The 24203-nt window shown below is 69.5% G+C and carries 26 protein-coding genes; 13 read left to right on the plus strand and 13 right to left on the minus strand.

The window, feature by feature from the left end:
• Window positions 1-4 precede the first annotated feature (4 nt).
• The 6 genes from mnmE to ACR9FL_RS17015 all read left to right on the plus strand — a co-directional run bounded on the left by mnmE (window position 5) and on the right by ACR9FL_RS17015 (window position 5911).
• Window positions 5-1339, plus strand: a complete 1335-nt coding sequence (gene mnmE / locus ACR9FL_RS16990; RefSeq protein ID WP_436356486.1) for a tRNA uridine-5-carboxymethylaminomethyl(34) synthesis GTPase MnmE — start codon at window positions 5-7, stop codon at window positions 1337-1339.
• An 81-nt stretch (window positions 1340-1420) separates the two neighbouring features.
• Complete coding sequence (mnmG, locus tag ACR9FL_RS16995) at window positions 1421-3316, plus strand: tRNA uridine-5-carboxymethylaminomethyl(34) synthesis enzyme MnmG (protein WP_436356487.1); 1896 nt, start codon at window positions 1421-1423, stop codon at window positions 3314-3316.
• Window positions 3313-3936 carry a 16S rRNA (guanine(527)-N(7))-methyltransferase RsmG gene (gene rsmG / locus ACR9FL_RS17000; RefSeq protein ID WP_436356488.1) on the plus strand — a complete coding sequence of 208 codons (624 nt, stop codon included), beginning with the start codon at window positions 3313-3315 and terminating at the stop codon, window positions 3934-3936. The genes mnmG and rsmG overlap by 4 nt, the downstream gene beginning before the upstream one ends.
• 19 nt (window positions 3937-3955) lie before the next feature.
• Window positions 3956-4762 (plus strand): ParA family protein, encoded by an 807-nt coding sequence (locus tag ACR9FL_RS17005; protein WP_436358177.1) that lies wholly within the window; start codon window positions 3956-3958, stop codon window positions 4760-4762.
• A gap of 39 nt (window positions 4763-4801) precedes the next feature.
• A complete protein-coding gene (locus tag ACR9FL_RS17010; protein ID WP_436356489.1) occupies window positions 4802-5686 on the plus strand; it encodes a ParB/RepB/Spo0J family partition protein in 885 nt (294 codons plus the stop codon).
• A gap of 36 nt (window positions 5687-5722) precedes the next feature.
• Entirely contained in the window at window positions 5723-5911 is a 189-nt protein-coding gene (locus ACR9FL_RS17015) for a hypothetical protein (RefSeq protein ID WP_207824239.1), read from the plus strand.
• Window positions 5912-5917: 6 nt separating this feature from the next.
• On the opposite strand, the gene ACR9FL_RS17020 is transcribed toward ACR9FL_RS17015, so the two are convergent.
• The 5 genes from ACR9FL_RS17020 to ACR9FL_RS17040 all read right to left on the minus strand — a co-directional run bounded on the left by ACR9FL_RS17020 (window position 5918) and on the right by ACR9FL_RS17040 (window position 11279).
• Window positions 5918-6508 carry a hypothetical protein gene (locus tag ACR9FL_RS17020; protein ID WP_436356490.1) on the minus strand — a complete coding sequence of 197 codons (591 nt, stop codon included), beginning with the start codon at window positions 6506-6508 and terminating at the stop codon, window positions 5918-5920.
• A gap of 98 nt (window positions 6509-6606) precedes the next feature.
• Entirely contained in the window at window positions 6607-7659 is a 1053-nt protein-coding gene (gene holA / locus ACR9FL_RS17025) for a DNA polymerase III subunit delta (protein WP_436356491.1), read from the minus strand.
• Between the two features lie 25 nt (window positions 7660-7684).
• Window positions 7685-8167, minus strand: coding sequence for an LPS assembly lipoprotein LptE (gene lptE, locus ACR9FL_RS17030; RefSeq protein ID WP_436356492.1), 483 nt, complete (start codon window positions 8165-8167; stop codon window positions 7685-7687).
• A complete protein-coding gene (leuS, locus tag ACR9FL_RS17035) occupies window positions 8167-10749 on the minus strand; it encodes a leucine--tRNA ligase (RefSeq protein ID WP_436356493.1) in 2583 nt (860 codons plus the stop codon). Before leuS ends, lptE begins: the two co-directional genes overlap by 1 nt.
• An 83-nt stretch (window positions 10750-10832) precedes the next feature.
• Window positions 10833-11279 (minus strand): DUF3576 domain-containing protein, encoded by a 447-nt coding sequence (locus tag ACR9FL_RS17040; protein ID WP_436356494.1) that lies wholly within the window; start codon window positions 11277-11279, stop codon window positions 10833-10835.
• Window positions 11280-11612: 333 nt separating this feature from the next.
• Between ACR9FL_RS17040 and ACR9FL_RS17045 the strand changes: the two genes are divergently transcribed.
• Entirely contained in the window at window positions 11613-12014 is a 402-nt protein-coding gene (locus ACR9FL_RS17045) for an NtrZ family periplasmic regulatory protein (RefSeq protein ID WP_296176488.1), read from the plus strand.
• 12 nt (window positions 12015-12026) lie between these two features.
• Here ACR9FL_RS17045 and ACR9FL_RS17050 read toward each other — a convergent pair whose 3' ends face one another.
• Window positions 12027-12668, minus strand: a complete 642-nt coding sequence (locus ACR9FL_RS17050) for a thiamine phosphate synthase (RefSeq protein ID WP_436356495.1) — start codon at window positions 12666-12668, stop codon at window positions 12027-12029.
• Between ACR9FL_RS17050 and ACR9FL_RS17055 the strand changes: the two genes are divergently transcribed.
• From ACR9FL_RS17055 to ACR9FL_RS17070, 4 genes are all read left to right on the plus strand, one after another.
• On the plus strand, window positions 12667-13377 hold the full coding sequence (locus tag ACR9FL_RS17055; RefSeq protein WP_436356496.1) for a YggS family pyridoxal phosphate-dependent enzyme: 711 nt from the start codon (window positions 12667-12669) through the stop codon (window positions 13375-13377). The two genes, ACR9FL_RS17050 and ACR9FL_RS17055, sit on opposite strands and share 2 nt — an antisense overlap.
• A gap of 58 nt (window positions 13378-13435) precedes the next feature.
• Window positions 13436-14122: a response regulator transcription factor gene (locus tag ACR9FL_RS17060; RefSeq protein ID WP_105564206.1), complete on the plus strand. Its 687-nt coding sequence runs from the start codon at window positions 13436-13438 to the stop codon at window positions 14120-14122.
• A gap of 7 nt (window positions 14123-14129) precedes the next feature.
• Window positions 14130-15053, plus strand: a complete 924-nt coding sequence (gcvA, locus tag ACR9FL_RS17065) for a transcriptional regulator GcvA (protein WP_296176495.1) — start codon at window positions 14130-14132, stop codon at window positions 15051-15053.
• A gap of 100 nt (window positions 15054-15153) precedes the next feature.
• Window positions 15154-15276, plus strand: a complete 123-nt coding sequence (locus tag ACR9FL_RS17070; protein ID WP_436356497.1) for a hypothetical protein — start codon at window positions 15154-15156, stop codon at window positions 15274-15276.
• A 23-nt stretch (window positions 15277-15299) separates the two neighbouring features.
• Here ACR9FL_RS17070 and ACR9FL_RS17075 read toward each other — a convergent pair whose 3' ends face one another.
• Window positions 15300-16229: a hypothetical protein gene (locus ACR9FL_RS17075; protein WP_436356498.1), complete on the minus strand. Its 930-nt coding sequence runs from the start codon at window positions 16227-16229 to the stop codon at window positions 15300-15302.
• Window positions 16230-16324: 95 nt separating this feature from the next.
• Between ACR9FL_RS17075 and ACR9FL_RS17080 the strand changes: the two genes are divergently transcribed.
• A complete protein-coding gene (locus tag ACR9FL_RS17080) occupies window positions 16325-17770 on the plus strand; it encodes an SLC13 family permease (RefSeq protein WP_296176502.1) in 1446 nt (481 codons plus the stop codon).
• Between the two features lie 9 nt (window positions 17771-17779).
• On the opposite strand, the gene xth is transcribed toward ACR9FL_RS17080, so the two are convergent.
• The 3 genes from xth to ACR9FL_RS17095 all read right to left on the minus strand — a co-directional run bounded on the left by xth (window position 17780) and on the right by ACR9FL_RS17095 (window position 22213).
• Window positions 17780-18583, minus strand: a complete 804-nt coding sequence (gene xth / locus ACR9FL_RS17085; protein WP_296176505.1) for an exodeoxyribonuclease III — start codon at window positions 18581-18583, stop codon at window positions 17780-17782.
• 228 nt (window positions 18584-18811) lie between these two features.
• Window positions 18812-19447 carry a LolA family protein gene (locus ACR9FL_RS17090; protein ID WP_436356499.1) on the minus strand — a complete coding sequence of 212 codons (636 nt, stop codon included), beginning with the start codon at window positions 19445-19447 and terminating at the stop codon, window positions 18812-18814.
• Window positions 19448-19738: 291 nt separating this feature from the next.
• Window positions 19739-22213, minus strand: coding sequence for a DNA translocase FtsK 4TM domain-containing protein (locus tag ACR9FL_RS17095; protein ID WP_436356500.1), 2475 nt, complete (start codon window positions 22211-22213; stop codon window positions 19739-19741).
• A gap of 132 nt (window positions 22214-22345) precedes the next feature.
• Between ACR9FL_RS17095 and ACR9FL_RS17100 the strand changes: the two genes are divergently transcribed.
• Window positions 22346-23596 (plus strand): UbiH/UbiF/VisC/COQ6 family ubiquinone biosynthesis hydroxylase, encoded by a 1251-nt coding sequence (locus tag ACR9FL_RS17100; protein ID WP_436356501.1) that lies wholly within the window; start codon window positions 22346-22348, stop codon window positions 23594-23596.
• Between the two features lie 85 nt (window positions 23597-23681).
• Here ACR9FL_RS17100 and ACR9FL_RS17105 read toward each other — a convergent pair whose 3' ends face one another.
• Genes ACR9FL_RS17105 through ACR9FL_RS17115 form a run of 3 tightly spaced genes read right to left on the minus strand, consistent with a single transcriptional unit; the run spans window position 23682 to window position 24183 of the window.
• Window positions 23682-23858, minus strand: coding sequence for a hypothetical protein (locus ACR9FL_RS17105; RefSeq protein ID WP_436356502.1), 177 nt, complete (start codon window positions 23856-23858; stop codon window positions 23682-23684).
• Entirely contained in the window at window positions 23855-24058 is a 204-nt protein-coding gene (locus ACR9FL_RS17110) for a hypothetical protein (protein WP_436356503.1), read from the minus strand. The genes ACR9FL_RS17105 and ACR9FL_RS17110 overlap by 4 nt, the downstream gene beginning before the upstream one ends.
• Window positions 24055-24183 (minus strand): hypothetical protein, encoded by a 129-nt coding sequence (locus ACR9FL_RS17115; protein WP_296178511.1) that lies wholly within the window; start codon window positions 24181-24183, stop codon window positions 24055-24057. Before ACR9FL_RS17115 ends, ACR9FL_RS17110 begins: the two co-directional genes overlap by 4 nt.
• Window positions 24184-24203 lie beyond the last annotated feature (20 nt).

Consider the following 24203-nt stretch of genomic DNA (forward strand, 5'->3'; position numbering starts at 1 on the left):
CGATTTGACCGCCAAGGCCGACACCATCTTCGCACTGGCCACCCCGCCGGGGCGGGGCGCCATCGCCATCCTGCGCCTGTCCGGTCCGGGCGTGGACGCGGCCTTGACCGCGCTCGGGGCAGGGGGGCTGACCCCGCGTCTGGCCGCGCTTCGCACCCTGCGCCATGACGGCGAGATGGTGGATCAGGCCCTGGTTCTGCGCTTCCCCGGACCTAATTCCTACACCGGCGAAGACTCAGCCGAACTGCATCTGCATGGCGGACGGGCCGTGATCGAGGCCGCCAGCCGCGCCCTGATCGCTCTCGATGTTCGACCCGCCGAGCCGGGCGAGTTCACCCGTCGCGCCTTCCAGAACGGCCGCATGGACCTGGCCCAGGCCGAGGCCGTGGCCGACCTGATCGACGCCGAGACGAGCGCCCAGAAGTCTCAGGCTCTGGGCCAGCTGGACGGCGCCCTCAGCGCCGCCTACGCCGGTTTTCGCCGCGACCTGCTGAAGGCCCTGTCCCTGGTCGAGGCCGAGATCGACTTCCCCGACGAGGAGGTGCCCGACAACCTGGCCCGCACCGCCGGGCCGGTTCTGGACCAGTTGGCCGCCGATCTGCGCGCCGCTCTGGCTGATTCCGACCGGGGACGGCGGGTGCGCGAGGGCTATCGCATTGTCCTGATCGGCGAAACCAATGCCGGCAAGTCCTCGCTGTTCAACGCCCTGACGGCGCGCGAGGCGGCCATCGTCACCCCCATCGCCGGCACCACGCGCGACGTGCTGGACGCCGAACTGATGATCGGGGGCTACGCCGTCACCCTGTCCGACACCGCCGGCCTGCGCGACAGCGACGACCTGGTCGAGGCCGAGGGCATCCGCCGTGCGCGGTTGCGAGCGGAAGGCGCCGACCTGCGGCTCTGGGTTCGGGCGCCGGGTGTGGGGCAAGATGGAGGGCAGGGCGATGATCCCGCAGCCGCCTTCGCTCAGGCCGAGGATTTGCAGATCCTCAACAAGGCCGACCTCGGCGCCACCACGCCTGCCGAAGGGCTCGAAGCCCTGACCGTCAGCACCGCGAGCGGACAGGGGCTGTCCGAACTGCACGACTGGATCGTCGCCCGTCTGGCGCGCGACCTGTCCGGCGCCGACTTCCCGGCGGTGACGCGCGAGCGCCATCGCCGTCGTCTGGCCGAGGCCTTGGCCGCGGTCGAGGCGGGGCGTCGCGCCATCGACCTGGCGCCGGAAATGGCGGGCGACGACCTGCGCCGCGCCGCCGACGCCCTGGCCCGGGTCACCGGCGCCATCGGCGTCGAAGACATTCTGGGGGAGGTCTTCTCGACCTTCTGCATCGGCAAATAGCCGCCGAACCCCGGTGTTTCACGTGAAACATCGGCCTCGTTCCAGTGGCGATTTCGGCCGGGATGGACTATGTCCTCGGCCATGAGCTCCTCCCCCTCGAACACCTTCGACGTCATCGTCATCGGCGGCGGCCACGCCGGTTGCGAAGCTGCAGCCGCCTCGGCGCGCGCCGGCGCCCGCACCCTGCTGCTGACCCAGAAGCTGGAAACCGTCGGCGAGATGAGCTGTAACCCGGCCATCGGCGGTCTGGGCAAGGGCCATCTGGTGCGCGAGATCGACGCCCTGGACGGCGTCATGGGGCGTCTGGCTGACGTGTCCGGCATCCAGTTCCGCCTGCTCAATCGCTCCAAGGGCGCCGCCGTGCGCGGTCCGCGCAGCCAGATCGATCGTCGTCTCTATCGCGAGGCCATGCAGGCCGAACTGGCCCAGACGCCGAACCTGACCCTGATGGCCGGTACGGCCGAGGCCCTGATCCTCAATGGCGACCGCGTCGTCGGCGTGACGACGGGCGAGGGGGCAGAGTTGCGCGCCGGGGCCGTGGTCCTGACGACCGGCACCTTCCTCAACGGCGTCATCCATCGCGGCGAGGAGCGGATCGCCGCCGGTCGTTTTGGCGAGGCGCCGTCGACGGGCCTGGCCGCCGACCTCTATGGCTCGGGCCTGATGATGGGGCGTTTGAAGACCGGCACGCCCGCGCGTCTGGACGGCCGCACCATCGCCTGGGATCGTCTGGAGATGCAGGCGGCGGATGACGAGCCTGTGCCGTTCAGCTTCCTGACCGACAAGATCGCGGTGCCGCAGATCGCCTGCGGCATCACCCATACGACCGAGGAAACCCACCGCATCATCGCCGAGAACCTGGGCGAGAGCGCCGTCTATGGCGGCAGGCTGTCGGGGCGCGGCCCGCGCTACTGCCCCTCGATTGAGGACAAGGTGGTCCGCTTCGCCGACAAGACCAGCCATCAGGTCTTCCTGGAACCCGAAGGTCTGGACGACCCGACCGTCTATCCCAACGGCATTTCGACCTCGGTGTCGGACGCCACCCAGATGGCCTTCCTGCGGACCATGCCCGGTCTGGAGACCGTCGAGGTCTTCCGCTTCGGCTACGCCATCGAATACGACTACGTCGATCCGCGCGAACTGACCCCGGCGCTGGAGGTCAAGAAGCGGCCCGGCCTCTATCTGGCGGGCCAGATCAACGGCACGACCGGCTATGAGGAAGCGGGGGCGCAGGGCCTGATCGCCGGCCTCAACGCCGCCCGCGCCGCCGCCGGTTCAGACCCCATCATCCTGGGCCGTGACCAGGCCTATATCGGCGTCATGATCGACGACCTGGTGACGCGCGGCGTCACCGAACCCTATCGCATGTTCACCAGCCGGGCAGAGTACCGCCTGACCCTGCGCGCCGACAACGCCGACGTCCGCCTGACGGGACTAGGCGTCGCCGCCGGCGTGGTCGGGTCTGAACGCGCCAAGGTATGGCTGGACAAGGCTGACCAGTTGGACCGGGCGAACCGTGTTTCACGTGAAACCCAGTTCACGCCCAAGGAGGCCGGCGCCCTGGGCATCACCGTCAACGCCGACGGCCAGCGTCGCTCGATCCGCGACCTGCTGTCCTTCCCCAATGTGACGCTGGATCAGTTCGTCGCCGTCCGGCCCGAGATCGCCGACTGGTCGCCCGCCGTGCGCGAGCAGGTCGAGATCGACGCCGTCTACGCCGGCTATCTGGATCGACAGGCGTCCGAGGCCGAGGCCCTGCGTCGGGAGGAGGGGCTGTCCCTGCCCGAAGGCCTCGACTACGCCGCCATCGGCGGTCTGTCGAACGAGGTCCGCGAGAAGCTGAGCCTGGTTCAGCCCCGCAGCCTGGGGCAGGCAGGCCGGATCGAGGGCATGACGCCGGGCGCCCTGACGGCCCTGCTGGCCCATGTGAAGAAGGCGACGTCGCTCGCCGCAGAAGTCGAGACCATTGTCGCGTGAGCCTGGACCCCGTCGCCGCCTTCCGCGCCCATACCGGCGCCAGTGCAACCCAGATCGCTGATCTGACCGTCTTCCTCGCCATGCTGACCGAGGCCAATGCGGTGATGAACCTGGTCGGGCCGGATTCCATTCCCGACTTCTGGAACCGCCACGCCTGGGACAGCGCCCAGTTGCTGGCTCTGGCGCCCGAGGCCCTGACCTGGGCCGATCTGGGCGCCGGCGCCGGCTTCCCCGGCGTGGTCCTGGCCATCATGCTCAAGGATCGGCCCGAGGCCCATGTCTGGCTGATCGACAGCCTGGGCAAGCGCTGCCGCTTCCTGCAGCAGGTGGTGGACGCGCTTGATTTGCCCGCCACTGTCATCAACGGTCGGGCCGAGGAGCAGGACGTCGAGGTCGAGATCGTCACCGCCCGCGCCGTGGCGCCGATGGAGAAACTGCTGGCTTATGCACAGCCTTACTTCCAGCACGGTGCACAAGGTCTGTTCCTGAAGGGGGAGAAGGCCGAAGCCGAGTTGAAAGAGGCGGCCAAGGTCTGGCAGTTTAAGAGCGACCTCTCCGTCTCGCGCAGCGACCCGCGCGGCCGCATTGTTTCTGTCCGGAGCCTTCGCCGTGTCCGCTGATCGCGAGAAACAGACCCGAGTGCATCAGACCCGCGTTCTGGCTGTCTCCAACCAGAAGGGCGGGGTGGGCAAGACCACGACCGCCATCAACCTGGGCACCGCCCTGGCCGCCATCGGCGAGAAGGTGCTGATCGTCGACATGGACCCGCAGGGCAACGCCTCGACGGGGCTGGGTGTTCCACGTGAAACACGCCGCGCGACCATCTATGACGTCATCGTCGACGGCCGTCCGATCGACCTGTCGGCGGTGGAAACCGCCGTGCCGGGCCTCTTCATCGTCCCCGCCGACGCCGACATGTCGGGCGTCGAGATCGAACTGAGCCAGGCGGATCGCCGTTCCTATCGTCTGCGCGACGCCCTGGCGGCGCAGGGGGGCGAGGGTCATTCCCGGTATGACTATGTCCTGATCGACTGCCCGCCGTCGCTGAACCTGCTGACGCTGAACGCCATGGCCGCCGCCGATGCGGTGCTGGTGCCGCTGCAGTGCGAGTTCTTTGCGCTGGAGGGCCTGACCCAGCTGATGCGGACCATCGACATGGTCAAGCAGAGCCTCAATCCGGCGCTGGAGATCCAGGGCCTGGTCCTGACCATGTATGACCGCCGCAACGCCCTGTCGGGCCAGGTGGCGGCCGACGTGCGCGCCCACTTCGGCGACAAGGTCTATGACAGCGTCATTCCCCGCAATGTGCGGGTGTCCGAGGCGCCGTCCTTCGGCAAGCCGGTGCTGATCTATGATCTGAAATGCACCGGCAGCCAGGCCTATCTGAAGCTGGCGCGCGAGCTTGTGGCCCGTGAACGCCAGCGTCGTCAGGCGCTCGCCGCCTGATTGGCGGCTATCTCGATTAAGTAGAACGGAATCAGCATCTTGTCCGAACGTCAACGTGGTCTGGGTCGCGGCCTTTCGGCCCTTCTAGGAGAAAACGTCGCCGAGAGCGCGCCGGTGGACGGCGGCGTTCAGCCGACGGGCGTGCGCGCCGTGCCGATCGAGAGCCTCAAGCCCAACCCGGACCAACCGCGCAAGTATTTCAGCGCCGAGAACCTGGAAGAACTGACCGCCTCGATCCGCGACAAGGGTGTGCTGCAGCCAATCCTGGTGCGCCCCCAGCCGGGCGAGGACGGCATGTGGCAGATCATCGCCGGCGAACGTCGCTGGCGTGCGGCCCAGGCGGCGCGCCTCAAGGCCGTGCCGATCATCGAACGGGCCATGGACGACGTGGAGGTGATGGAGGTCGCCATCATCGAGAACGTTCAGCGCGCTGATCTGAACCCGGTCGAGGAGGCCCTGGCCTATGGCTCGCTGATGTCGCGCTTCGGCCGCACCCAGGACGCCCTGGCCGGGGTGGTGGGCAAGAGCCGCAGCCATGTGGCCAATACGATCCGCCTGCTGCAACTGCCCGACAGCGTGCTGGACCATGTGATGGAGAACCGGCTCTCGGCCGGCCACGCCCGCGCCCTGATCACCGCCCCCAACCCCGAGGCCCTGGCCGAACAGGTCCTGGCCAAGGGGCTGAACGTGCGTCAGACCGAGGCCCTGGCCCGCCGCGCCGCCGAGGGCCCCAAGCCGTCCAAGGCCAAGCCGGCCCTGAGCGGGGAGGGCGCCGCCGACGTCGCCGCCCTGGAACAGGATCTGGCCGACGCTCTGGGCCTCAAGGTCCAACTGACCGACAAGGGCGGCAAGGGCGAGATCACCATCAAATACGCCACCCTGGAACAGCTCGACGACCTGTGCCGTCGCCTGATGCGGGGCTGACGGGCCTTTCCGGTCTGGCCGTGCTAGGGTGCGGCCATGACTGACCAGACCGACAAGATCAGCGCCACCGAAGCCCTGAAACGCGCCCTCGCAGCGAAGAAGGCCGGCACGCAAGCGGGGCCGGCCGGAACCAAGGGCGGCGCGCGCGGGGCGGAGAAGGTGATGCAGCGTCAGGCTGCGGCGGCGAACAAGCCCGCCTTCCGCAAGGCCTCGAAGCGCGGCTGATCCGCGTTAGGGGCGAGCGGCTGCGCTTCTCGCCGCCTTGAACTGTTCCAGCCTGGCGTCCTGTTCAGGCAGGGTCGGGACATTGACCGCCGTGCGCAGGGCATCGGGCAGAAGGTCCCGATCATAGGGCTCCAGCGTCGGCTCTCCGCCGCTTACCATGCGGGTCTGGGTGCCATAGATCTGCTTCCGGTCGATGGACTGTAGGTAGCGATCCAGCGTGGCCGCTGCGATCCATGCTGCGCCGGATGAGCCCTTGGCGGCGCCGGTCACCGCCAGGCTATGGGCCAGAAGATAGTCGTCGGGCGTCGATCCGTGCTGGAAGATGAAGGCGGCCGCGCGATAGTCCTCGCCGGTCTGCAAGGCCCCCGCGTCCAGCAGGGCGCGGGTCTGGGTGCGGCGGACGGCGTCCTCGGCGTTCATCTGCTCGACGAAGGCGCGGTCGCGGTACTTGGCGGGGTCGATATTGGCACGAACGGCCTGATCAGCGGCGTAGAGGGCAGCCATCTCGGCGTTGTCTGCCAGACCTTGTTGGGCCGAGGCCAGGTTTGGCAGACACAGGCAGACGGCGGCGACGGCCGCAGCACAGGATAGACGCATGATTTCCCCCCTCGACGGCCCACCCAGGGCGAAGAGGGATCAGATCGACGAATTGCGGCGGAGTCCAGGCGCGTCGATTAAGCTTCGGGCAGACGCTGTCAGAGCCCCATGCGCTTGGCGCGGGCGGCGATTTCCAGCAGCAGGCGTTCGGCGATCAGGGCCTCGGGCAGGCCCGTGGTCTTGGTGGCGATGTCGGCCGTGTTGACGCTGTCCTGCACCTCGTCGAGCAGTTCCAGGCGCCAGCTGCGGGCTTGGCGCAGGATTTCGGCCTCCTGTTTCCAGAAGACCCCGGCGGCCTTGGCGGCCTCCTTGGGGCCGGCGCCGGAGGTCAGAAGGACGTTGATGCGGCGCAGCTTGCCCAGGTGGATGGCGGCCATGCGCACGGCCATGACGGCGCTTTCGCCTTCGGCCAGGGCGCGGCGCAGGCCCGACTGGGCCGGTCCGGGCCGCCCGCCAAAGGCCTGAAGCGCCGCGTCGGACAAGGAGGCGTCGGGCTCGACCCCCAGATGTTCTTCCAACTCTGGCGTGTCGATGGTCCGGCCGGAGCCGGGGCCGATATAGAGCACCAGCCGCTCGATCTCCTGGCGCATCAGGCCGCGTTCGCGCGGCAGACGGGCGACGAAACGGTCCAGGGCGTCGCTGGTCAGGCCCACCTTGTCGGCGCCCAGGGCTTCGCGCGTCATGCGGGCCACGTCGCCGACCTCGTCTTCGTAGCAGGCGATGCCGACAGCGCCGGGGGACTTCTCGGCGGCCTTCCTCAGGGCGGATTCGCGACCCAGGGCCCCGGCCTCGATGACCAGCATGGCGTCGGGGTTGTAGCCGCCCTCGGCATGGATGGTCAGGGCCGCGGCGATGGCCTTGTCGACGCCGGCCTTGCCGTCGGACAGGCGGATGCGCACCAGGCGGCGCCCGCCGATCATGCTCAACGCCGTCAGGGCCTCCTCCAGCCTGACCGCGTCGCCGTCGATGTCGGCCTCGGTCAGGAAGGTGACGTTGAACGGGTCGTTCAGGTCGGGCGTGATGGCCTTGTAGAGGGTCAGGGCGCGTTCGGTGACGCCCGAACGGTCCTTGCCGTGGATCACCGCCGCGCGGATGCCGGCGTCCGGCGACCTCAGGAAGCGATCGACCTCGGGCCGCTTGGCCAGGATCACGCTGAGACCCCCTTCAGAACAGGCCTCACTGGCCCGCCAGGGCGCGCATCATGTCCAGCCGGATCAGGCGCGCCAGATCGGCGGCGGCCCGGTCCTCGCCGTCCTGCTGGGCGGCGATGGCGGCATAGGGCTGGTCGGCGGCGGCATAGGTGGTGGTTGTGGTCTGCGAGCCCTTGATCGGGGCGCCCCCGCTGACCGGGGTCAGGACCCAGTCGGCCTTGACCGTCAGCTCATAGCGGCTGGCCGTGTCGTCGATACGGCGGCCCAGGGGGCGGCGTTCCTGCGTCACCTCGGTCGCCAGGCGATAGAGGGGCTGGGCCGAACCGTCGCGACCAAAGGCGTCCTCCAACTGCTCGCGCAGGCGATAGCCCAGGCGGTTGTCGGGGGTGGTCACGGCGATGCGCGACAGCCCCGCGCCGATGCCCAGGTCGCCATACATGGGCGTGAAGCCGCAGCCGGACAGCAGGGTCGCGCCGGCGACGGCGATCAGGGCCAGGGCGCGACGCATCAGCCGGCCACCAGATTGACGATACGGTCGGGCACCACGATCACCTTGCGGATGCTGAGGTTGTTGGCGGCAAGGTAGGCCTGAACCGTCGGATTGGCGAGAGCGGCGGCCTCGACCGTGGCATTGTCCGAACCGCGCGGCAGGACGACCTCGCCGCGACGCTTGCCGCCGATCTGGACGGGCAGGACGACCTCGTCGTCGGCGGCCAGGGCGGCGTCGAAGACGGGCCAGGGGGCGTCCAGGACCATGCCCTCCTCGCCCAGACGCGCCCAGCCTTCCTCGGCCAGGTGCGGCGTGAAGGGAGCGATCAGGCGGGCCAGGGTCGTCAGGGCGGTCTTCTTCGCCTCGGCGCCGGCCTTGTCGTGCTGACGGATGGTCGCCAGGAAGGCGTAGAGCTTGGCGATGGCCGAGTTGAAGCGGAAGCCCTCGACGCCTTCGCTGACGGCCTTGATGGTCTTGTGCGTTTCGCGGATCAGGCTGGCGTCCACGTCCGCGTTGGCCGAGGCGGCTGGGTCGAAGCCGTCGAACTCGGTCCAGACGCGCTGGACGAAGCGGCTGGCGCCCTCGACGCCGCCGGCCGACCACTGCACATCGCGTTCGGGCGGGCTGTCCGACAGGACGAAGAGGCGGCCGGCGTCGACGCCATAGGCCTCGATGATGTCCTGGGGCGCGACCACGTTCTTCTTGGACTTGGACATCTTCTCGATGTCGCCGATCGTCAGGGCGGCGCCATTGGACAGGCGGGTGGCGACGCGCCGGCCGTCCACCGTCTCGATGCGGACGTCGGAGGGCTCGACCCAGCGCGGCTTGCCGCTGGCCTCATGGCCTTCGTAGTAGGTCTCGTGGACCACCATGCCCTGGGTGAACAGGCCGGCGAAGGGCTCCTTCACGTCCATCAGACCGGCGTCCGACAGGGCGCGGGTGATGAAGCGGGCGTAGAGCAGGTGCAGGACCGCATGCTCGACGCCGCCGATATACTGATCGACCGGCAGCCAGCGGGCGGCGGCGGCCTTGTTGATCGGCTCGTCGGCCTTGGGATCGGCAAAGCGGGCGAAGTACCAGCTGGAATCGACGAAGGTGTCGAGCGTGTCTGTCTCGCGACGGGCTTCGCCGCCGCAGGTCGGGCAGGCGACGTGCTTCCAGGTCGGGTGACGGTCCAGCGGATTGCCGGGCACGTCGAAGGTCACGTCCTTGGGGAGCTCGACCGGCAGCTGGTCGGCGGGGACCGCCACCGGACCGCAGGCCTCGCAGTGGATGATGGGGATGGGGCAGCCCCAGTAGCGCTGGCGGCTGACGCCCCAGTCGCGCAGGCGGTAGATGGTCTTGGCTTCGCCGGCCGCAGCGCCCTCGATGCGGGCGATGGCCTCGGCCTTGGCGGCTTCGATGTCCAGACCGTTCAGGAAGTCGGAATGGAAGATGGAGCCGGGGCCGGTATAGGCCTCAGTTCCCACGGCGAAGTCGTCGCCGGCGCCCTCGGGGCGGACGACGGGGATGACCGGCAGGCCGTATTTGCGGGCGAAGTCCAGGTCGCGCTGGTCGTGGGCCGGGCAGGCGAAGATGGCGCCCGTGCCGTATTCCGACAGGATGAAGTTGGCGATCCAGACCGGGATCTCGGCGCCGGTGAAGGGATGGACGACCTTCAGGCCGGTGTCCCAGCCGATCTTCTCGGCCTGTTCGATCTCGGCCTGGGAGGCGCCGCCCTTGCGGCATTCGGCGACGAAGGCGGCGACCTCGGGGTCAGCCTCGGCCAGCTGCTTCGAGATGGGGTGATCGGGGGCCAGGCCGACGAAGCTGGCGCCGAACAGGGTGTCGGGTCGAGTGGTGTAGACCTCGACGGCGTCGTGACCAGACGGGGCCGCGTCGGGCGCGAAGGCCCACTTCATCTGCAGACCCTTGGACCGGCCGATCCAGTTTTCCTGCATCAGGCGAACCTTGTCGGGCCAGCGGCCTTCCAGTTCCGACAGGCCGTCGATCAGATCGTCCGCGTACTGAGTAATACGCAGGAACCACTGGTTCAGCTTGCGCTTCTCGACCAGGGCGCCCGAGCGCCAGCCGCGGCCGTCGATGACCTGTTCATTGGCCAGGACGGTGTTGTCGACCGGGTCCCAGTTGACCACGCCGTCCTTGCGATAGACCAGGCCGCGTTTGTAGAGCTCCAGGAACCAGGCCTGCTGCTTGCCGTAATAGGCCGGGTCGCAGGTGGCGAACTCGCGGCTCCAGTCCAGCGACAGGCCCAGCAGCTTCAGCTGGTCGCGCATGGTCGCGATGTTGGACCAGGTCCAGTCGCCAGGGTGGACGCCGCGCTCCATGGCCGCGTTCTCGGCCGGCATGCCGAAGGCGTCCCAGCCCATGGGGTGCAGGACGTCGAACCCTTGCGCCCGCTTGTGACGCGCCACCACGTCGCCCATCACATAGTTGCGGGCGTGGCCCATGTGGATGTTGCCCGACGGATAGGGGAACATCTCGAGCACGTAATAGGTCGGACGGCCGGTGTCGGCGTTGGACACCGAAAAGGCGTCAGCAGCCGCCCAGCGGGCCTGCTGGCGGGGTTCGGCGGTCTTGGGCTCGTAACGAGTGGCCACGGCGTATCCTGAGGTATCGCCTCAGGCGCGAAGCTTGAGGCGGCCCTGAGGTCTGCGTTGGGGTGGCGGGTGAAGGGCGGCTCTTAGCGAGCCGCGTTGGCGAGGTTGAGCTGACGCGCGCGGGTCAGGATGGCGTTTTCCAGATCGGTTTCCGTCTGGGCCGCGACCGGGGCGGCGGTCCAGGCGCCGGCGGCGTCCTTGACTTCCTTGGTCACCGAGACGTTCAGAGCGTCGGCGCGCAGACGGCGGTCCAGGATGAAGACGGTGGCCTTGAAGCGCTCGTTCGGCGCCTGCGGATTGACGTACCAGTCATAGTTGACCACGCCGCCCCACGGATCGGCGCTGGTCAGGGGCATGAAGGCCAGGGTGTCCAGGGTGGCGCGCCACAGATAGGCGTTCACGCCGATGCCCAGTTGGGCGTCGGCCTTGGGGGCCTTTTCCTGGCCGCCGACGAAGGGCAGGCTGGAGCAACCGCCCAGCAGCAGTCCCGACGCGATCAGGGCGACCGCAGCGCCGCGAACAAATGCCATTCCGAGGTCTCCGTAAAGGTTCGAGGTCGAGCCGCAGAGCGGATCCAGGTACGCGTGCGCCCGTCGATCCGCGCACGCCTGCGCCGCAGCCACGCTCTATAACACGGGCGAAAGGGGCGATGACAAGGCGAACCGATGTTCAAGCGGCGCTAAGTCGACTTATTGGCGTGGTGTCAGCGCCACAGGACTCGCAAGAGTCGTGCGGAACGACCTGTGGATGACTACGTTTCGTTGACCGGGTGGACCGGCGGTGTCTAATCGCTGTGTTCTTGAGCTTCGGCTCAGGTTCAGGAAACAAGGGTCGGCGCGAGAACGTCGCCCAAGGGTTGGAAGATGCGTTTCGTTGCGATCATCGCTGCGACTGTGGGTGCCCTGGCTATCGCCGGGACGGCTCATGACGCCTCGGCCCAAGCCCAGTCCCGCCGCGCCCCCGCCGTCTCCCTGACCGAAGCCGCCCAGGCCTCGCATGCGGCGCCCGCGCCGCAACGTCGCGGCCTTCGCTGGAACGACAGCGGCCGTTGGGGCCTGAACTTCAATCTGAACCAGCCCGTCGGCCGTGAGACCGACTGGGGCGACGTCGAGGCCGGCGCCTACTACCGCCTCAGCCCGCGTCTGCGCGTCGGCGCCGCCGCCAACCTGGCCTCGCCCGAGATCGACCCGGCCCGCGCCCCCGAAAGCGCCGCCGACCGCCGCGCCGCGCCGCGCGTGCGTCTGGAAACCATCTTCAAGTTCTGATCGCGTCGGCCCTCAGGGTCTGAAGGCGGTCTGCACGGCGTCCACGCCCGCGATCCCGCACGCGCCGGATCCGATCAGAGCCGCGACATTGGCCGCGCTGATCCCGCCCAAGGCGTAGGCGGGGCAAGGGGCCAGCGCCGCCAGCGCCTTGAAGCCCTCGAGCCCCAGCGCCGTCTTGGCCGCCGAAGCGCCGCCCGCCGGAAACACCGGCGACAGGACCAGGGCGTCCAGATCGCGCGCGTTCTTGACCGCTTCGGGCGAATGGGCGGCGCCGGTCAGCAGCCAGTCGGGCCGCCGTCCCGACAGGGCGTAGGCCGCCGACAGAGCCCGCTCGGGCAGATGCACCCCGTCGGCCTCGACCCGCTCGGCTAGATCCGCATCCAGTCCGACCAGCAGACGCACCCCGGCCGCCTTGGTCGCCGCCCGCAGCCGCAGGCCCGTCTCCAGGGCGTCAGCCGCGCCGAAAGACCGGAAGACCACGCCCGCGCCGGCCGGCAGATGGGCCGCCGTCTCCCACGGCCGAGGCGTGCGCGACGGGTCGGTGAAGAACAGAAGCGGGGGCAGGGGAGGTTTCGCCGGGCTGACAGCCGCCGCCGCACGGGCTAGAGCCGTCGCCGTCCGCCACAGGGCGTCTGCGTCTTCGGTGAGGGTCATGACCGCCTCTAATCCTGCTTCCGCCGCTTCGTCCATCGCCGATCGCTTGGCCGTGGTGCGCGAGCGTATTGCGAAGACCTGCGTCGCGGCGGGCCGCGATCCGTCATCCGTGATCCTGACCGCCGTGTCCAAGACCCAAGCGGATGAAGCGTTGGAGGCGGCGCTCGCTGCCGGCCAGCGCGTCTTCGGCGAGAACCGGGTGCAGGAGGCGCAAATGCACTGGGCCGCGCGCCGCGCCGCCTTGCCCGATCTGGAACTGCGTCTGATCGGCCCCTTGCAGACCAACAAGGCGGTCGAGGCGGTCGAATTGTTCGACGTCATCGAGACCCTGGACCGCGAAAAACTGGCGGCCGCCCTGGCTGTGGCGATGGCGAAGACCGGCCGCCGTCCCCGTGTCCTGGTCCAGGTCAACACTGGCGCCGAGTCGCAGAAGGCGGGGGTCTTGCCGCAAGATGCCGACGCCCTGATCGCCGCCGCGCGCGACGACCACGGCCTGAACCTCGAGGGCCTGATGTGCATCCCCCCCGCCGACGAAGCGCCCGAACCCCACTTCAGGCTGCTGGCCGAGATCGCCGCGCGAAACGGCCTGTCGGTTCTGTCGATGGGCATGAGCGGGGACTATGAAACCGCCATTTCCAACGGCGCGACCCATGTGAGGGTCGGTTCGGCCCTGTTTGGGGAACGAATTGCGCCTCTAAAGCCCTCTTAAAGCGATGAAATAGCGGAGCGCCCTTGGCGAACCCTTCAAGCCTCGCCATTCTCTACCCATGCCGACGCCCAAGACCATTCTGATCATCGACGACGACGACGACCTGCGCGAGGCCTTGGCCGAGCAACTGGCCCTGCACGAGGAGTTTCGACCCGTCCAGGCCTCGACCGCGACCGACGGGGTGCGTCAGGCGCGCGAGGTTCGCGCCGACCTGATCCTGCTGGACGTCGACCTGCCCGACATGGACGGTCGCGAGGCCTGCCGCCTGATCCGCAAGGCCGGCGTCTCGACCCCGGTCATCATGCTGACGGCCCAGTCCTCGGATTCCGACGCCATCCTCGGTCTCGACTCGGGGGCCAACGACTATGTCACCAAGCCCTTCCGTTTCGCGGTCCTGCTGGCCCGCATCCGCGCCCACCTGCGCAGCCATGAACAGTCCGAGGACGCCGTCTTCCAGATCGGCCCCTACGAGTTCCGCCCGGCGTCGAAGATGATGCTGGACGATAAGGGCAAGAAGGTCCGGTTGACGGAAAAAGAGACCAACATCCTCAAATACCTCTATCGCGCCGGGGCCAAGCCCGTGTCGCGCGAGGAGCTGCTGACCGAGGTCTGGGGCTATAACGCCGGGGTCACCACCCATACCCTGGAAACCCACATCTATCGTCTGCGCCAGAAGATCGAGCCGGAGCCGGGCCAGGCGCGTCTGCTGCTGACCGACGCGGGCGGCTACCGCCTGCAGCCCTGACCGGACGATGAGCGAGCGTCGTCCGACCCCGCCCCTGGTGGCGCTTCGGGCGTTCGACGCCGCCGCGCGCCTGGGCAGTTTCCGTGAGGCCGCCGAGGAGCTGGGCGTCACCCCCGGCGCCGTCAGCCGCCACATCAAGGCGCTGGAGATGCGGCTGGGCCTGCGCCTGTTCGAGCGCTTCAACCGCTCCGTGGTCCTGACCGCCGACGGCCGCCGCCTGGCCCAGGGCGTGGCCGACGCCTTCGAGCGGCTGGAAAGCGCCCTGGAGGCCGTGCGGCCCGGTCGCAGCCGCCAGCTGAGGATCTCGGCCCTGCCGTCGCTGGCGGGCAAGTGGCTGTCGCCGCGGCTGCACCGCTTCAGCGAGGACAATCCCGACCTGGACCTGATCGTCTTCGCCGAGGACCGCATCGCCGACCTGTCCAATGGCGAGGCCGATGTGGCGCTTCGCTATGGCGAGGGTCCCTATCCCGGTCAGACGGCGCGTCGGTTGATGAGCGAACGCCTGATCCCCGTCTGCGCCCCGTCCCTGGCGGCGGCGCGCAAGGTCAACACCCCGGCCGATCTGCTGGACGTGGTCCTGATCCATGAGACCTGGCACGACATGCCCTATGCGGACCGCATGGGCTGGAAGGCCTGGTTCGAAAGCGCCGGGGTCGCCGACCCCCGTGTCCAGCACCTGCGCGGACCGGTCTTCAGCCATAGCCATCTGGTGCTGGAGGCCGCCCTGTCGGGACGCGGGGTGGCTTTGAGTTCGGCGCCCCTGGCCGCCGACGACCTGAGGGAGGGACGGCTGATCCAGCCGGTCGATCATGCCCTGACCAACAACCTGGCCTATTGGGCCGTGGTCCTGCCCGAGCGCGCCGACGAGCCCAAGCTGCGGCGCTTCCTCAACTGGATCGAGGCCGAGGCCCACGCCGATCCCGTCGGGTGATTGAAACTCACTCGACCTAGCCTAACCGTGGTTTGTCCACAGGGGCGCAAAGGGGCATGTTCAGCGGGCTCGGATCTCCCCGCCGACAAGGAACCTCATCATGAAACTCGTGCATCCCCGCGTCAACGCCTTCTCGTTCGAAGCCGTCGTCGTCTTCACCGGCAGCGTCACCCTGATCCTGCTGGGCGTTCTGGCCGGCGCCAAGCTGCTCGGCGCCGCCTAAGATCAGCTCCGGCTGATTTCAGCTCAACGCGGGCGCCATTCGCTGAGAAGGGCGCCCGTGGCTCCATCCTCGAAGGCCAGCCGGTCCAGCCGCAGCGCGGCGACGCAGACCGGCCGGCTTTCCGCGTCCCTCTGGACGCATTTCACGGCCTTGCCGTCGGCGAAGCTCGTCAGCCGCCCTTCCAGCCGCAGCGCGTAGCCGCCCGGCGCCGGCGTGGGCGCGATCCCTTTCTCCCCCCGAATGACATGGGCGTAGGCCTGATCCTGGCCCCGGCCCTGGCGCCGCCCCAGACGCGAGCCGTCCGCCTCGACCACGGCCGCCAGCCCCGCCGTCCGTTCCGGCGGGACCACGACAGGCGGAGGCGGCGCTTCAACGGCGGCCTTGGCGGATTTTGACGCCTCGGCTTCGACCTTGGCCGCTTCGGGCGGGGTTGCGGGCGCAACGACAGGCGCCGCGGTCGCTGTTGCGGGGCAGGCGTCCAGCCCGCTCCAGGGCCGTGCGATCCAGAAGCCTTCGACGGCGTCCCATTGATCCAGGCCCGCTTCCAGCGCTGGCCCGGCGCCGCCGGCCAGAACCCTGGCCTTCAGGTCCTCGGGCGTGACCGTCAGGGTCAGGCCGCCGTCAGGGTTGCGGACCAGGCGCGGAAGGCCGGCGACCGTCGCCTCGTCTGTGTTGACCGTTCCGCCGCATCCGAAGGGCAGGCGCACCGACACCGTCCGGCCGTTGAGGGCCGCCTCGCTGGTCCGTCCGTCGGCCAGGGCCGATCCGGCCTCGCTCAGGGCGGCCAGGACGGCGAAGCGGTTCAGGTTGCTGTCCAGCACGACCGTCGGCGAAGGCGCGGGGGCGGGCGTCGGCTCCGTCGTCGGCTCGGGCGGGCGCTGACACCAGACCAGAAGCGGCAGGGCGGCGAGGACAGCGACGGGCGCGACGAGACGGGTCGTTGTGATCGGCATGGAACCAGCCTAACACGAGAAACGCTGAAGGGCGCCCCCGGCCGAACAATCGGCATCCACAGCGGGGGCGAGGGCCGGGGAGGGTCCGCGCGCGCGTGACGCTGGATCAGATCATCGCACTCATCGTTCTGGTCGCCGTGGTCGGGGTGATGATCCACGGCCGGATGCGATCCGACGTGGTGGCGCTCAGCGGGGCGGCGGCCCTGCTGCTGTTCGGGGTAGTGCGCCCGGTCGAGGTCCAGAGCGCCTTCGCCAGTCCCGCCGTCATCGCCCTGGCCGGCCTGTTCGTCATCGCCTACGCCATCGAGTTGTCGGGCCTTCTGGGTCTGATGATCCGCAAGGCCACGGCCCTGTGCCGGCGGTTCGGCGCGGTCGGCATCTGGGCGGTGATCGGCCTGTGCGGCTCGGTCGGCGGCTTTTTGAACAATACGCCGGTGGTGGTTCTGGCCGCGCCCGTGGTGCGCGACATGGCCCGGTCGCTGAAGCTGTCGCCCAAGCGTTTCCTGATGCCGCTCAGCCATGTGACCGTCCTGGGCGGCCTGCTGACCCTGATCGGCACCTCGACCAATCTTCTGGTCAACGACATGGCGCGCAACGCCGGCCAGCCGGTCTTCAGCCTGTTCGAGATCACCCCGGTTGGCCTGGTCATCGCCCTGGTCGGCGGTCTGTGGCTCTACTTCTTCGGCGCGCGCCAACTGGGCCGCACCGCCAGCCTGGACGAGGAAGCCGAGGCCGAACGCGAGCGGATCGAGGCCGAGGCGCGGGCTGAGGCTGAGGCCCAGGCCAGGGCTCAGGCGGCGGCGCGCAAGCCGCGCCTGGGCCGTTGGCGGCTGCCCTTCTCCCTGCCGGCCCTGATCCCTCTGGGCGAAAGCCGCAGCCAGCGCGACGGCACCGGCGACGCCCACCTGGGCGATGTCGAGCTATACGCCTCGGCCGATCGGCCGCTGCAGTGGCGCCGCGCCCTGATCGCCCTGACGGTCTTCGTCCTGGTGGTGGCGGCGGCGGGGCTGGGCCTGGCGCCCATCGCGGCGGCGGCCTTCGCCGGGGCGGTGGCCCTGATCCTGCTGGGGGTGCTGACGCCGGACGAGGCTTATTCGGGACTGAAGCCCGACATCCTGCTGCTGATCGCCGGCATGGTGGTGGTCGGCACCGCCATCGAGGTGACCGGGCTGGCGGCCCAGGGGGCGGGCCTGCTGATCGAGGTGATCCGCCCGTTCGGGCCGCTGGGCGCCCTGATCGTGCTTTACGGCGTGACCCTGTTCGCGACCGAGCTTCTGTCCAACGCCACGGTGGCGGTGCTGGTGACGCCGATCGCGGTGGCCCTGGCCGAGAGTCTGGGGGTCGATCCCCGCCCCTTCCTGGTCGCGGTGATGATGGCCGCCTCGGCCGCCTTCGCCACCCCCTTCGGCTATCAGACCAATGTGCTGGTCTATCAGATGGGCGGCTACAGCTATCTGGACTTCGTGCGGGTGGGCCTGCCGCTGAACCTGATCACCTGGGCGGCGGCCATGGTCGCCATCCCGATCTTCTTCCCCTTCTGATCGACGGGATCAGACGTCCAGGTCCATGACGACCGGGGCGTGGTCGCTGGGCCGTTCCCATTCGCGCACGGTGTCCAGGATGCGGGCGCTGCCCTTGACCACGGCGGGCGTCAGGCCCGGCGAGGTCCACAGGTGGTCCAGCCGCAGGCCCCGGTTCGACACGCGGAAGTCCTTGGCGCGATAGCTCCACCAGCTGGCCAGCTTGACCGGGTCGGGGATCTGGTCGCGCACCACGTCGGCGAACCCGCCGGCGTCCTGCAGCCGGCGCAGGGTCTCGATCTCGCCGGGCGTATGGCTGACGACCTTGAGCATGAACTTGTGATTGAAGACGTCGTTGTCGCCCGGCGCGATGTTGAAGTCGCCGGCCAGGACCAGGGGCCGCTGCTGGTCGCGGGTCTTCATCTCGGCGGTCAGCCGCTCATAGAAGTCCATCTTGTGATCGAACTTCGGGTTCAGCTTGCGGTCGGGAATGTCGCCGCCGGCCGGGATGTAGAAGTTCTGCACCTCGACCCCGTTGATCAGGCCCGAGACGCAGCGGCCGTGGCCCTCGCGGCAGACGTCGAGCGCAGGGCCTTCGCCGTCAAGAATGGGCAGGCGGCTGGCGATAGCCACGCCGTGCCAGCCCTTCTGGCCGCGGATCTTCAGATAGGGCAGGCCCATCGCCTCGAAGGCTTCGCGCGGGAACTGGTCCTCGGTGCACTTGATCTCCTGCAGGCACAGGACGTCGGGCGCGTACTCGGCGACGAAGCGGGCGATCTGGTCGACGCGCAGGCGGACCGAGTTGATGTTCCAGGTGACGATGCGAAGGGTCATGGCTTGGCCTTAGCAAACCGGCCCGGACGCGACATGAAAAAAGCGCCCGGAACGGGTCCGGGCGCTGTTCAGTTCGTCTCTCTCGCCGCCGGGAGGGGATGATTCCATGGCGGACAGAACGGCCGCCGCCGTTCTGTGGTCAGAATGTCACACGAGCGAAAAAAGTCAAATCAACAAAATGAGTCAGGGTTGTGCCGTTCCTGCGACAGATCGCTCTGGTTGCGATCCCTAGTTGCGGCTGGGGCGACGCGTCGGGTCGCGCAGCTGGAACAGGCTGGCGGCCAGACCGGAGGCCGGCTGCAGCGAGGTCAGCTGGATGCGGGTGCGCGAACCTTGCGCGTCGGTGATGCTCCATTCCTGCAGGCGCAGCGGCGAGCCGGCGAAGGCCAGGATGACCGAGCCCTCGGCCGGCTTGGAGGCGTCGCGGGCGGTGATAGCGAAGGCGCCGGAGGCCATGCGGGTGACGCGGTCGATGCGCACGCCCTGATCCAGACGGACCTCGCGGGCCAGGAAGGTCGACAGCGGCGTGGCCCGCAGCGGCACCTGGCGGAAGACGTTCAGGCGCGGGTCGTAGCGCTTGACGTTGTTGCCGTCGGCCACGACCAGCAGACCCGCCGGGTCGCTGTATTCGAAGCGCATCTTGCCGGGGCGTTGCAGCCAGAACTTGCCGGTGCGGCGCTGGCCGCCTGGTCCGGTCTCGACGAAGTCGCCCTGGGCCGCCGTCAGGGCGGTCAGATAGGTCTGGGCCTGACGCAAGGTCGCCTGATCCTCGGCGGACAGGTTCGACTGGGCCGAGGCGGGCGCGGCGGCGATGATCGCCAAGGCGGCGGCGCTGAAGCCGAAGGCGCGGCGTGAAAGGGTCATGTCTTTTCTTCTCCCGTTCTGAACGGTTTTCGACCCGACGAGGGTGTGAGCTTCATCTGGCAGGCTGATGACGTCAGCCTGACCATATTCCGGCGCTTCGATGAAGCGGCGTTCATTGTTTTTGGGGTCCTATCGCTCGCCGCGCGGCGGCTCGCTGCTTGAGGACATGGGCGTTCCAACGGGTCTGGGCGGCAGGCGGTTCCGAACGGCGTCCCGGCGCTGAAGCAGCGAGGCTCCGCGAGCCGAGCGATAGCGCCCGGCGGCGAAGCCGCCGCCTCGGCGCAGCCGAAACTACATAGGCGGCGGCCCTGCCAGGATGTCGCGCTTGCCGGCGTGGTTGGCGGGGCTGACGACCCCTTCCTGCTCCATGCGCTCGATCAGGGTGGCGGCGCGGTTGTAGCCGATCTGCAGGCGGCGCTGGATGTAGGAGGTCGAGGCCTTGCGGTCGCGGGTGACCACGGCCACGGCCCGGTCATAGAGGTCGTCGCCCGACATGCCGTCGCCGTCGCCGCCCATGGCCCCGTCGCCGTCGCCGTCCGGCTCGTCGGTGATCAGGTCGAGGTAGTCCGGCTCGGCCTGGAGGCGCAGGTGCTTGCACACCTCCTCGACTTCCTGATCGGTGACGAAGGGGCCGTGCAGGCGGGTGATGCGGCCGCCGCCGGCCATGTAGAGCATGTCGCCCTGACCCAGCAGCTGCTCGCCGCCCTGTTCGCCCAGGATGGTGCGGCTGTCGATCTTGGAGGTGACCTGGAAGCTGATCCGGGTCGGGAAGTTGGCCTTGATGGTGCCGGTGATGACGTCCACCGAGGGGCGCTGGGTGGCCATGATCAGGTGGATGCCGGCGGCGCGGGCCATCTGGGCCAGACGCTGGACCGCGCCTTCCACGTCCTTGCCCGCGACCAGCATCAGGTCGGCCATCTCGTCCATGACCACGACCAGATAGGGCATGGGCTCGGGGCGGATCTTCTCGCTCTCGTAGACCGGGCGGCCTTGCTCGTCGAAGCCGGTCTGGACGGTGCGCTCGAAATGCTCGCCCTTTTCCTGGGCTTCGCGGGCGCGCTCGTTGTAGCTGGCGACGTTGCGCACGCCGAGCTTGGACATGCGGCGATAGCGGTCCTCCATCTCGCGCACGGTCCACTTCAGGGCCACGACCGCCTTCTTGGGATCGGTCACGACCGGCGCCAGCAGGTGCGGGATGCCGTCATAGACCGACAGCTCCAGCATCTTGGGGTCGATCATGATGAAGCGGCACTCGGCGGGCGAGTGGCGGAACAGGATCGACAGGATCATGGCGTTGACCCCGACCGATTTGCCCGAGCCGGTGGTGCCCGCGATCAGCAGGTGGGGCATGCGCGCCAGGTCGGCCACATAGGGCTCGCCGCCGATGGTTTCGCCTAGGGCCAGGGGCAGCAGATGGCTCTTCTTATCGTACTCGCCGCTGGCCAGCAGGTCGCGCAAGTAGACGGTCTCGCGCTTGGCGTTGGGCAGTTCGATGCCGATGGCGTTCCTGCCCTGCACGACCGAGATGCGGCAGGCGCGGGCCGACATGGAGCGGGCGATGTCGTCGGCCAGGGCCACGACGCGGCCGTGCTTCACGCCGGGGGCGGGGACCAGTTCATAGAGGGTGACGACGGGGCCGGGGCGGATCTGATCGATCACGCCGCGCACGCCGAACTCCTGCAGCACGCCTTCCAGCATCTTGGCGTTCTGCTTCAGCGACTCCTCGTCTACGGCGCCGCCGCGCTGGCCGGGCTTGGCCAGGATGCCGAGAGAGGGCAGGTCAAAGCCCTCGCCGGGCTCGAAGTCGAAGGTCGCCTGATCGGCGTCGCTGCGCGGCTTGGGCGCCTTGACCGCCGCCACGCGCGGCTCGACCGTTTTCGGCGCGCGGGCCGAGGGCGGGGCGACCGGGGCGGGGGCGGCCTCCTCCCACGGCGGCGCATAGGCGACGGGCTCGTCATCGGCGTAGGGATCGGAGGCGTAGTTGTCGTCGGCCTCGAGGTCGGCGGCGGGCGCGGCGACCGGCGGCGTCTCGGGCTGTTCGTGGACGCGGCGCGGTCGGCGCGAGGCGGTCGCGGCGGCGGGCGCGGCCTCGGCTACGGCGCGGGCGGGCTTGGCCGGGCGCTCGGCCTGCTGGGCGCGGCGGGCGGCGTTCTTCTCGGCGGCCCAGCCGGCGGTGTCGGTGAAGTCGCGCAGGCGCAGGCCCACGGCGTAGCCCAGACCCCACAAGGCCAGGATCAGGAACAGGCCGCCGGCGATCCAGCGTCCAGCCGGAATGTGTAGGGCGGCTAGGCCTTGCGCCGACAGGCCGGTCACGCCGTCGCCCCACAGGCCGCCCAGCCCGGCGGCCAGCGGCCATTTGGCGGGCGCGGCCAGGGCCGACAGGGCGGCGGACAGCAGCAGGACGCCGACGATCGCGCAGAAGACCTTGAAGGCGGTGGGCTGCAGCCGGTGTTGCAGGGCGTCGCCGATGGCGGTGGCCAGGCCAAAGGCGATCAGCAGCAGGACGGCGGGCCAGGCGGCCAGGCCCAGGGACTGCATCATCAGGTCGGCGAAGACGGCGCCGGTTCCGCCCAGCCAGTTGGTCGCGCCCTGCGTCGAGGCGGCGTTGAGGCTGGGGTCGGCCGGGTTCCACGAGATCATGGCCACCAGCAGCAGGCTGGCCAGCAGGGCTTGCAGGACGCCGCGGAACCGAACGGCGAAGGGCGCCGCCCAGACGATGCGGGCGGTGGACCAGGCGCGTTGGCCGAGCGCGAGGGCGACGGACATGAAGGCGAACCTCAGAAGACTAGGCCCCCCTTGTCGCGCGACAGGGTTAAGGGGCTGTTTACCAGGCGGCGATCGGGCCGCCGCGACCTCTCGCCTCTGGACGCGGGCGGCCATCGGCGCGACACAGGCGGCATGGCTCAGACGGACTACGACATCATCATCGCGGGCGCGGGACTGGCGGGGGCGACGTTCGCGCTGGCGGCGGCGCAGGGCGGACTGAAGCCGGTGCTGGTCGATCCCCAGCCCTTCGACGCCCAACTGGCGCCGACCTTCGACGGGCGCTCGACGGCCATCGCCTATTCCACCTTCCGCATGCTGGACGCTCTGGGTTTGGGCGAGAGCTTGCGGCCCCACGCATGCCGCATGGACCGCATTCTGGTGACGGACGGCAAGCGGCCGGGCGCCGCCAGCCGCCCGCCGTCGCCCGTCTATATCCGCTTCGACGCCGATGAGATCGGCGACCGCAACGGCGGCGAGCCCCTGGGCTATATGCTGGAGAACCGCCGCATCCGCACGGCCTTGGCCGAGGCCGTGACCGCCGCCGGGATCGAGGTCCGCGCCCCCGCCGCCGTGGCCGGGGTTGAGGTCGGGCCCGGCCTGGCGACCGTGACGTTGAAGGACGGCGCGACCCTCAAGGCGCCGCTGGTCGTGGGCGCCGAGGGGCGCGGCTCGACCGTGCGTCAGGCCGCCAAGATCGACACCCTGGGCTGGGGCTATGGCCAGAGCGGCGTGGTGGCGACGGTCAAGCTGGGCCGCGACCACGGCAATGTCGCCCACGAGTATTTCCTGCCGGACGGCCCCTTCGCCATCCTGCCCCTGACCGAGCAGCGCGCCAGCCTGGTCTGGACCGAGAGCACGCGCCGGGCCGAGGCGCTGAAGGCGGCCTCGGACGAGGCCTTCCACGCCCACCTGATGCGCCGCTTCGGCGAGTTCCTGGACGGGGTCGAGGTCGTCGGGCCGCGCTTCGTCTATCCCCTGTCGCTGCAACTGGCCGAGAAGCTGACCGCGCCGCGCATCGCCATCCTCGGCGACGCCGCCCACGGGGTGCACCCGGTGGCGGGGCAGGGGCTGAACATGGGCTTGAAGGACGCCGCCGCCCTGGCCGAGGTCCTGACCGACGCGGTGCGGATCGGCGAGGACATCGGCTCGGAGCTGGTGCTGGAGCGCTACGCCCGCTGGCGTCGCTTCGACAACGCGGCCCTGGCGGCCGGCTTCGACGGCTTCGTCCGGCTGTTCTCCAATGATCTGCCGCCGGTGCGGCTGGCCCGCGACCTGGGCATGGCGGCGGTCAATCGCATCGCCCCCCTGCGCCGGGCCTTCATGCACGAAGCGGGCGGGGCGACGGGCGACCTGCCGCGCCTGCTGCGCGGCGAGGCTCTCTAAAGCGAAGAAACCCTATCGCTCGCGCCGCGGGCGCTCGCTGCTTGAGGGCAGAGGGGACCGCGTAGCGGTGGGGCGCGGTATCCTTCTAGTCGTGGGTGTGCAGCAGGACGTCGGCGTCGTTGCGGCGGTCAGCCTCCTCGACCGCGCAGCGCAGGGCCGAGGCGCGGGTCTGGAACAGGCCGAAGAAGAGGCCGTCCGAGGAGGCTAGGCGCCAGACCCGGCCCAGGCGGCGGATTTCGAACAGGACAGGCGCGGCGCTCATGCGTGCGGCGCCGTTTGGTGCAGGCCGTCGGCCTGGCGCTGAAGTTGGCGGGCGATGCGCAGGGCGGCTTCGCGGTCCTTGAAGGGGCGGGTGGCGCAGTCGTCCAGGGTGACGCACCAGCCGCCGTCGCGGGCGACGACGCCATAGGCGCGATGACGGTGAGGCGGAGCCGGCCGGGCGTCGGGATAGCCGCTCATCATCGCGGGCGGCCCTGGTTGCGGGGCGTGCAGCCGAGATAGAGGGCCAGAACGGTCTGGGTCATGCGCCAGACCGTGGGCGGGGCGGCAGGCTTCAGGGACTGGTTCAGCAGGGCGCGGCGGCTCATGGGGGTCTCCTTCATGAGGC

It is taken from the genome of Brevundimonas sp. CEF1 (assembly GCF_051353055.1).
GTDB lineage: Bacteria > Pseudomonadota > Alphaproteobacteria > Caulobacterales > Caulobacteraceae > Brevundimonas.